We start from the raw sequence: 8680 nt of genomic DNA, 5'->3' as shown, positions 1-8680 counted from the left end.
GAGACATCAGCCATTACCTGATGCATCGCTACAACTGGATCAGACCGCATCAATTCAACGACGGGCTGCCGCCTGCGGTGGCCGAAGAAAAACTTAACCCACTGTCCGGGATGGGTTGACCACTACAGCTACACGCGCATAGCGCCCTACCAAGGCGTAAATTCCATCAGCACTCAGGCCTGTACCGGTACGCTTGCCCCGTAATGGAATGAATAGAGGTGCATCAGGGTGTTCAGTGTGCTGGCTGCTAGCTTCCAAATAGCTATGGATTCGGTCCAAGGTGACAGGGTGCATGGGCAGATATCGTAATTTCCCACCCTTGCCATGAACACGAAGATGCTTGATACCTCGGCGTTCTTGTATGTCTTGAACTGTCAGCCTGGCGACCTCCTCACGACGCAACCCCAGATACAGCAGCACCGATAACACAGCCCGATCCCGCAGACCAATAAGGGTTTGAGGGTCCGGAGCATCAAGTAGGGCTTTAGCCTGATGATCACCGAGCGCGGGGGTCTTCCCCTCGTTGGTTTCTATTTTGGGTCGTTTGACGCCGTGCACTGGGTTGCCACCAGCCACAGCGTTAGCATCGAGCAGGTGATCGAACAGGCTAGACAATGCCGCAAGCTTTCGGCGAATAGTCGCGCCGGATAGGCCGCGATGCTCCAGCTGCGAGCGCCAAGCGAGCACGTGCGCGCGGGTGACTGCGCGGAACTGAGCAACCTCATCCATTCCAAGAAAATTGCAGAAATCCTTGAGATCAGCTCTGTATGCACGCCGGGTACGGGGATTGTCCAAATTCGCAAACCACTCAGCAGCCGTCGGAAGCTCAGCGAGCCGCTGAAACTCTATGGACGTCAGCCTGCGCTCGGCGCAAGCACCAACCAGCGCGCTTATGGATGAAGTTGTTTTCGTCATGCGGGTCACCAGGCGGCTAAAAAAGAAAACTGGCATCAAAACGTTGACTGCCAGACCTCTTTTGCCACATACCCGAGAAAACACTAATTTTGCACGCGGGGAAACGTGTAGCGGGTTTGAAGAGCCAGAGAAGCGGTCCGAAGAGCCTTCTCTGGAAGGGAGCTTTTCAGCCGCCGATCATAATTACCGATAACCGGTTTTATCGTTAATTATTATGGACTCTGGCATCAAATCCCGTTTCAAGTAGGAAACCAAAAAAGGCCTTGACTGCGCGGTAAATCAAAGCAGAAAAGGCCTTTTGGGATTATTCTGTCAGGAAAAGATTTTCGATAAAGACTCGCGGAAAGGGAGATTCTTTTTTATTTTGGACACCCGTTTCCCAGAGAGAGCAATAGCAGTTTTTTCATGGCAATTATCTTTTGTGGTGATTTTCATCCAGCTGATCATATCCGTGTAATATTTAATGCGTTTACGTTTAATGTTCTCTGGTAATTTCGCCCCCTTACCATCAACCAAAGGAACTCGCTTCAGACTATAGACCTTGAAGCCAAGATACGGCCAGTACCGCCCCGCCTCTTCATCAAGAGCAAAGAATCCAACACCATCCGAGCCATTAATAATAGAGCATTTTGAACAGACCCTTAACTTCAGGTGGCCATCATTAGAAAAGTAATAAAGCAGAAATAGAGCATCCTCAGCTTGGAATACGTTGTATTCCTTAAAAAGCTCGCCCGAACTCATCTTCGCTCGAAAAACAAACGGATGATACAAGGGCCGCATAGGCAGGAGCTTAGCGCCCGACTTTAGAAAATGAGTAACATCATCGCCCATAATAGACCCCTATATTAAATTTAATAACTCAGTAGATCTAGATAACTCAATCATAAGCCTTCATGCGTTCTGGCTTAGGCGGCTCACCCACACGATCCATTAACTCCCAAAGCATTTTAATCGCATACCAGTAATCTCGAGCGGTAGATGGGGCAAATTCTTTCGCCTCGAAAAACTTATGAACATGTTTTTTTCCAGTCTGATGTGCGTCGCAATTGCACCATTCGACAAACTCCAACATACGTCTGGCGGCTCGTTTTCGGCTGGTCTTTCCACCGCGCGATTTATAAAGATGAATTTTATGATTGAGCTCCCGCGTCAGCATTGCGACCTCCTAGATAAGAGCTAGTTACATCAATCCGACCATGCCCCAATTCAAGTGCAATTTTTATGCGAGCCATATGGCCCAACGGGGTGTCTTTACCGCATAAAACTGGAGCGGGCTCACCTGAGAGTTGCTCGTATCGCTCACAGGCATAAGCTGCACGCAATTCGTGCAGGCGGCTGATCCCATACTGCTGCAACGCCTCTCGAGTTTGGCGAATTTGATTTCCTCGAAACTTTTCCCAATTAATATCCACAGGAATTAAAACTTTCCTTGAACCTAGGATTGTTAAGCAAAACTCCAGCGCCTGAGTTTGGGTACTTAAGGAAATCGGAACTTTTCTTTTGCGCCCGCCTTTTGTGCCGCGTGTGATATTTACATACCCGCTTCTATTTGCTTCCTCAAGCGCTCTTCTGATATCAAGAAGTGCAGCCTCTTTTGTTCTGAGGCCAAACTCTCTTGCAAGAACAGCCACTGCTTTACCCTCAGCCAGCTCGTTACCTAACTTACCCAAGGCGCGATAGAACTCGTCGCGACACAGACCATCTGGTGGTGAAGTTCTAATGTGTGAACGATTGGGAATCAGACAATCTTTTGTCGGACTAACTGCCCGCCATTCCCCAAAAGTAGCCATAAGCAAAACAGTGTTCACTGCGCTTACAAGATTCTGCGCATACGACACAGAGATTTCATCGCTATCAACACGCTCAGAAAGCCGTAATCCGTAAGCAACCACATCCTCCCGGCACAAATATTTAAGATCTTTAATGTTTTTTTCAACCATATAATTAGCGAAAGGTTTCCAGCGATCCACAACAGTTGCTACAGAGCTAAATGAAAGATCTCCGTTTCCAAGCGCAAATTTACCGACCTTACTGATGTCTCTTGAACCCAAACCTAGATTTCTTGCAGCCATAAAAACCCCGGGTTAAACGTTAATTAAAAGAGGACCCGCGCCCTGAGAGATGTTGAGTTTTTCGCGAGAATTTTTGGCTCTCGCCGACCGTGCGGGCAGGCGCCACTTACAAGCAGCAGGCGCGTAGAGGTTCTTTTTCCGTGACAAGGGTCTGGGAGCTATGGCGGGGCAATCGCAACCCACTATCAGCGTTTCGCTGAAGCAGTCCGGCATCGGTCGCTACTCGACCTGCCCGCCACCTCACCGGCGGGCCCCATTTTCGGTATGCATCACGGGCGATTCGTCGCGTTTCGTCCGTGCAGTGCATGGCTGAAACGCACGCAGCACTGAGGCTTCAGCTCCTCCAAGGGGAACCGTCTCTGTGTGCGAGATTGGGACTGACCGCATGAACGCCTTGAATGCGCAGGGCGTAAAAATGCCGATGACGGCTGCGCGCGCTGGCTTGTCAGTTCGATATTTGTGCTCAGCTGGCTGATTTAGTGGGCTGCTGAGTAGTGATCCCTGGGATCGATTCGGTGGGCGCACCTGTAGCGTGCACACCGCGGCTTTGGCCTTGATGCGGGCATATGGGCCCGATTTGATTATGTACGCAGCCCGAAGGTAGCGTACTGGTAGCAGCCCTAGAGCTCGCGTACCGATTATCGATAAGCGCCACAAGAGGGGGCTTATCGCTGGCATCGTAGATGCCTATTTATCGCGCATGGCGACGGGGCGATAAGCTCACCCAGGCTGTGTATGCCCTTAGAAAATAAGCTTTTTTTCTAGGGCTGTCCAGCGTCAATCGTTATACAAAATCAGAGCTGCCTTTTCGTTCGCTGACGCTGGCTTATGGGTGTGAATGTGTACAGCACATGTGGAAAGCTTCCTTAGCAACCTCTGCGGCCGGCTGCCATCGGCCGATTCTGTTGAAAAAGTCCCGCCGCGATTTTTGTCCATGAAAGAGCGTGAGCGACGTTGAAATCTGGTTCGCTCAGAAGATGGAGCTGTCTTGGTTTTTACGTATCAACGCCGAAGTCGAGCGCTTTTTGAACTGCGCCAAGCAGCTCTCTCAGAAACCGACTTTTTCAACAGAATCGGCCAGCAGCTGCCGGTCCGCAGCAAATAAATATGTCCCCTCGTTTGGCCCGCGTTATCCACAATATTGGGCGGGGGAATGGCTAGTGAGATAACTGCAGCAGCGAGCACCAGATCATAGAGCGCTTATGTCGGTATACCGACACCGCTCCTGACAGCCTCAGCCCACTCAGCCCACTGTCGTAGCGCTGTACCATAGCGCCTTTGTGACCCCTCGGACCATCGAACCCCAAACCGTTCAGAGAGCTCTTTGCCGAGCTCCAAGCCGGACATGCTTCCTTTATTTCTTAGTACTTCAGTTGACGCACCAATCGTGGTTGTTGCTCGTGCTCGGAGCGCGACGATTTTTTCTGCATCGGAAATAGACGTGTTCAAGCGAGACGCTCCATCTGGCCACATGAGACCTAGCTTGATGAGGGCATAGCAAGTGTTGCGACCATGCTGCAGCTCCATCGAGGCTCTGGTTGTGGGTGCTCCGCATAAAGTTTTGAAGCCATCTATAACTTTGCTTGGTGGTGCTTCTCCTAAAAAGAAATCTGAGGTGGGGAGACGCTGCGTGCTTAACTCTTCTAATGATTGGAAGGTGCTTTTGGCAAGGTCGCGGAGAACCAAGGTTCCTCCGATTTGAGCAACAACTCCAAGACCGCGAAGCCAGCCCAAAACCCTCACGGAGTAACTGTGAAGTGTACTGTCTCCGAGCTCTGTTCGTTTATTTGCTGAACGATAAATTTGCTCAAAGTCGTCTTCTGACAGCGACCCCTCCTCCGAAACCATAGCATTCAAGCGTCTAACTATGTCGTGTGTTTGCCAGAAGGAGAAGGCAATCTGGATAGCCTGCTGCTCATCGTTGAATAACGGGACAATCCTTGTTTCTTTGCGATAAGCCTCTACGTGCCCAACATTTGCCAAGTCTCTTACCAAGTTATCGGTGGCGCCAGTGCTGAGATGCATATGCGCACCAAGCTCCGCATAGGTAAGCTCCGTCTTGTCCACCATAAATGCTAGAGCATTAGCGTAGCGGTTGAAATTTGCCTGAGGCACATAAGTTACAGGTATGTAGGGAATCTTCTCGGTAAGTATGTAATCTCTGAATATATCCCAATAAATAGTCAGCCTGGTGCCACTTCGAATGACAAGGCGTTTATCGATCAACCTAGAGACAATTTCATCGCCGAAATTCTGTGCAACCTTAAAGAATTCCGCAGGAGATTCTTGGGCGATCTGTTTGATGCATGCCAATTCGGCCGGGGACAAATTCTCTAGATCTTTCTTAAATAGAGATTGAATATTCATTGATCTGTTCAGGATGTCCAGCTGCTCAATTCCTCCCTTCGATAGTTCAAGGATGTGAATGCACAGTTTCTTTAACAGCCACGGAAAGCCTTGGCAGTGATCCTGAAGCAGTCGGCGGAGCTGTGGGATAACAGGATTGCCAAGCTCCTTGGAAAATCGATTTATAGCTAGACCAACTTCGCGCTCCGTGAAAGGAGATAACTCAATTTCAAATCGTCGATCAGAAAGCGAGTGCCACATGTGGTACGCGTTATGCTCTGTGGGTATCACTCCATCGGTCTTCCATGAAAAACCAATAACGAGATTCGCTTGAGCCTCTTCTACAGCTGCGCACAGACGGCGCATTTCTGCAAAAACGTCTACCAAGTCGGCTTTATATAGAAGTTCTTCAAACTGATCGAAGAAGACACAAAGCACTTTTTCTTCACTTTGAAGATCCTCTGCCAAACCCTGCATCGCAGGATTAGAAAACAGGCTCGTTGGGCCGCCGAACTCTAAGGATCTATCGGAGCGAATGAATCCGCTGCTGACAGCTGCTTTTACAGCAGTTACTACTGCGAGTTCCGGGAAGCGGCTTGTTGTGGCGGCGCGCGAGTCAACCGTAAAGACGAAATACCTCCCCTTATTTCTCACGTTAGAAGCGCGGGAAGCAATTTTTAGCACGCTGGAACTCTTACCCCATCCTGACGGGCCTTTAAGGGCTATAAGTCTAGTTGTCGTTGCTTGATTGCGAACGGAATCTAAGAAGTGGAATACAGTTGTTTGGACGTTCTCTCGCCCTACAAAGTCTTCCGGTCGGGCTGGCCTGTAATCCGCCCAATGATCCGCAACAGGAACTCTGACGATACTTTCTAAGTCTGCGTGAAGTTTTGCGGCTGCAAATGCTTGCGACTCCATGCCTCCAGCAATCCAAGGTAGCGACAACGTCGTGTCTGTCTTTGCGATACGATCTAGGGCTGCTTGGTGAGTCACCTGCTTGCCGGTGTCGGCTTGAAATAAAAGCGTCGCGCTGCGAATGCCGCTGTCAGGGTCTAGTACAGGAACAGCCCAAAATTCTCCATCTTGTGTAAGTAATAGAAATGCATCGTTCCCGACTCTGAATTTGTCGCGATCTATTTGCAGGCTCACAGCATCTACGATAATTTGTGCTTTAACCAAGCGCTCAATCAGTCGTTCAGGCGGATAAATTCTTAATTTTCTACGTTCTTCTGGTGGTTTCTGATTCCACTCATCTTCAAATCCTTTGGCGTCTTTGCCTAGGGCGAAGGTTGACAACAGCCAGCCAGATGAATATCCCTTGAAGTAAACATTGCCAAGAAGTTTATGTAGCACTTCGCTTGAGATAGTGGAGCGATGCGCTTTGCACTCAACGAATATTCGTTCAGCAGTAGTGTCTTCAGTACCTAAAAGATCAACTTCAGAGGCGGTTAAGCGAACTTCTTCCTGGACTCGATAATTTTGAGTCTCTAAGAATTTCCGAGCGAATTTCTCCAGAATTCGTCCGCGCGCCGTAGTCGTTGTTTCTGGGGCTACCGCTACTTCGATTTGGTAGTTGAGTGCCATGCTGGGTTATGCGCCTTGGCTAGTTATTTACGCTGAGAGTATGGAATTTTTCTCGCTCAGCCAAGGACCGAAGAAGCCCAGCTTTCTGAAACCTCCACGCATCAATGCTAGGCCCACTCAATTTGGGCGGACTAGTCCGCTTCTGGCCGAAAGCAGTCTTTAAGGTACGCCGCTCCAGCATCTTTTCAGAGCGAGCCCCTACTTTACCGGCTCAATCAGCTCAGGCCCCTGGTTGCGAACATTGCCAACAGCCTTGCCTACCTTGAACCACTCGAAATCGTCCGACGGTCGTCCTTGATGCAACATTAGCTGCTCCGCCCGGTGCAGGGTGGTATCGGGATCAATCCACTCGCGAGCCAGCTCCGGTGTCAGCACAATCGGGCGTCGGTCATGGATATCGACCATGCCTCCCTTCGAGTCTGCAGTGATAATCACAAAGCCATCTCCGTCGCACTGTTCTCCGTCCGCTGGGTATTTTCCGATTGCTGCGAAGAAACAGGCAGAACCCTCGCGCGGCTGGATGAAGTACGGCTGCTTTCGCTTTGGGTCCGTTTCGTCTTTCACCCACTCGTACCAGCCGTCTGCTGCCACCAGGGCTCGGTTCGGCCAGATTTGCCGGAAAAACTTCCCCTCCGCGACCTTCTCCACCCGGGCATTGATGGGCGGCGGCATCTTTCCCTTCGCCCAAGCCGGCGACCACCCCCAGCGCACTGGCGAAGCGACAAGCCCACCAGTTGAAGTACGCAGCAGATGGACCGCAGTGCTCGGCGCTACGTTGTAACGCCCTAGCGGCGTTTCATCCCATCCAGGCAGGGGCAATTGTTCTTCGCCCAGCTCATTCAAATACGCCGACAAGCTTTGTCGTTGAACGAAACGTCCACACATACCCCCTCCCGTCACTTTCGATTGACTGCACACTGCCGCCAACAAATACTGTTTATCCATCCAGCATTCAAGGTGAATCCCGTGGACAGCGTTTCGATCCTCGGTCCCGTTGCGCCCTCCCCGACGACCATTCCATTTTTTCTACCGACTGTCCCGGCTGGGTTTCCTAGCCCCGCTCAGGATCACCTGGAGCAGCGAATCTCGCTCGACGAGCTATTTCGCCTGCATCGCCCGCAGATTTATCTCGCTCAGGTTTCTGGCCATAGCCTGACCGGACTTGGCATTCTCGATGGTGATCTGGTGCTGATCGACAAAGCGCTGCAACCGCGTCGCGAAGACGTGGTCATTGCCTGCCTCAACGGCGATCCGCTGATTAAGATTTTCGACATCGAGCAGCAGCAGGTGGTGCTGCGCTCTGCCAATCCAGCTTACCCGCCACGCTATGTGCTGGAGGGCGAGGAACTGCAGATCTGGGGCGTGTATGTCGGTCTGTGCCGACAGGGGCGCAATTGTGGCTGAACGTATTTTCGCCCTGATTGACTGCAACTCGTTCTACTGCAGTTGCGAGAGAGTCTTTCGTCCCGACCTGATCCGTACGCCCATTGTGGTGCTGTCGAACAACGATGGCTGCGTGGTCAGCCGCACGCCAGAGGCTAAGGCACTCGGGATCAAGATGGGCGAGCCGTGGTTTCAAGTGCGCCGACGTTTTGAGGCAGCCGGTGGCGTTGCGTTCAGCTCGAACTATGCGCTTTATTAAGTTAGGTGGAATGCTTTTGAGCTAGGCTGAATCCGTTGACGCTCAGGGGGCGCCCATGACCACCACCCCATTGCACAAGCAAGTGTTAAGTCGTTATTCCAGTGTACAAGCTTGGCTGGAG

At 51.0% G+C, this 8680-nt stretch carries 8 protein-coding genes and 1 pseudogene; 3 read left to right on the top strand and 6 right to left on the bottom strand.

All coding sequences use genetic code 11. The features are described 5' to 3' along the window. Positions 1-93: 93 nt before the first annotated feature. The 4 genes from BHD08_RS22645 to BHD08_RS22630 form a co-directional block, all read right to left on the bottom strand. A complete protein-coding gene (locus tag BHD08_RS22645; RefSeq protein ID WP_125025196.1) occupies positions 94-915 on the bottom strand; it encodes a site-specific integrase in 822 nt (273 codons plus the stop codon). A 312-nt stretch (positions 916-1227) separates the two neighbouring features. Continuing rightward, on the bottom strand, positions 1228-1746 hold the full coding sequence (locus tag BHD08_RS22640; protein WP_125025194.1) for a hypothetical protein: 519 nt from the start codon (positions 1744-1746) through the stop codon (positions 1228-1230). A gap of 46 nt (positions 1747-1792) precedes the next feature. After that, on the bottom strand, positions 1793-2071 hold the full coding sequence (locus tag BHD08_RS22635) for a hypothetical protein (RefSeq protein WP_125025192.1): 279 nt from the start codon (positions 2069-2071) through the stop codon (positions 1793-1795). Further along, a complete protein-coding gene (locus BHD08_RS22630; protein ID WP_125025190.1) occupies positions 2046-2987 on the bottom strand; it encodes an integrase domain-containing protein in 942 nt (313 codons plus the stop codon). Before BHD08_RS22630 ends, BHD08_RS22635 begins: the two co-directional genes overlap by 26 nt. Before the next feature lie 944 nt (positions 2988-3931). Between BHD08_RS22630 and BHD08_RS22625 the strand changes: the two genes are divergently transcribed. Then, complete coding sequence (locus tag BHD08_RS22625) at positions 3932-4156, top strand: hypothetical protein (protein WP_125025188.1); 225 nt, start codon at positions 3932-3934, stop codon at positions 4154-4156. A 31-nt stretch (positions 4157-4187) separates the two neighbouring features. On the opposite strand, the gene BHD08_RS22620 is transcribed toward BHD08_RS22625, so the two are convergent. Continuing rightward, positions 4188-6917, bottom strand: coding sequence for a restriction endonuclease (locus BHD08_RS22620; protein ID WP_125025186.1), 2730 nt, complete (start codon positions 6915-6917; stop codon positions 4188-4190). 198 nt (positions 6918-7115) lie between these two features. After that, positions 7116-7802 (bottom strand): SOS response-associated peptidase family protein, encoded by a 687-nt coding sequence (locus BHD08_RS22615; RefSeq protein ID WP_125025198.1) that lies wholly within the window; start codon positions 7800-7802, stop codon positions 7116-7118. An 81-nt stretch (positions 7803-7883) separates the two neighbouring features. On the opposite strand from BHD08_RS22615, the gene BHD08_RS22610 reads away from it, so the two are divergent. Together BHD08_RS22610 and BHD08_RS22605 are read left to right on the top strand one after the other, a co-directional pair. Beyond that, positions 7884-8321 carry a LexA family transcriptional regulator gene (locus BHD08_RS22610; protein ID WP_125025184.1) on the top strand — a complete coding sequence of 146 codons (438 nt, stop codon included), beginning with the start codon at positions 7884-7886 and terminating at the stop codon, positions 8319-8321. Further along, positions 8284-8556: pseudogene (locus tag BHD08_RS22605) on the top strand (hypothetical protein); the annotation flags it as partial. The gene BHD08_RS22610 and the pseudogene BHD08_RS22605, both read left to right, overlap by 38 nt. Positions 8557-8680: the final 124 nt, after the last annotated feature.

The organism is Pseudomonas sp. SCT, from assembly GCF_003864275.1.
Classification (GTDB): Bacteria; Pseudomonadota; Gammaproteobacteria; order Pseudomonadales; family Pseudomonadaceae; genus Stutzerimonas; species Stutzerimonas stutzeri_AE.
The sequence above is the reverse complement of the archived record's forward strand: the minus strand, read 5'-3'. Positions and strand labels throughout refer to the sequence as shown.

Excerpts from the sequence above, each read along its gene's own strand:
- BHD08_RS22630 (WP_125025190.1), bottom strand. The coding sequence starts at position 2,987 with ATGGCTGCAAGAAATCTAGGTTTGGGTTCAAGAGACATCAGTAAGGTC.
- BHD08_RS22620 (WP_125025186.1), bottom strand. The coding sequence starts at position 6,917 with ATGGCACTCAACTACCAAATCGAAGTAGCGGTAGCCCCAGAAACAACG.
- BHD08_RS22645 (WP_125025196.1), bottom strand. The coding sequence starts at position 915 with ATGACGAAAACAACTTCATCCATAAGCGCGCTGGTTGGTGCTTGCGCC.
- BHD08_RS22615 (WP_125025198.1), bottom strand. The coding sequence starts at position 7,802 with ATGTGTGGACGTTTCGTTCAACGACAAAGCTTGTCGGCGTATTTGAAT.
- BHD08_RS22635 (WP_125025192.1), bottom strand. The coding sequence starts at position 2,071 with ATGCTGACGCGGGAGCTCAATCATAAAATTCATCTTTATAAATCGCGC.
- BHD08_RS22640 (WP_125025194.1), bottom strand. The coding sequence starts at position 1,746 with ATGGGCGATGATGTTACTCATTTTCTAAAGTCGGGCGCTAAGCTCCTG.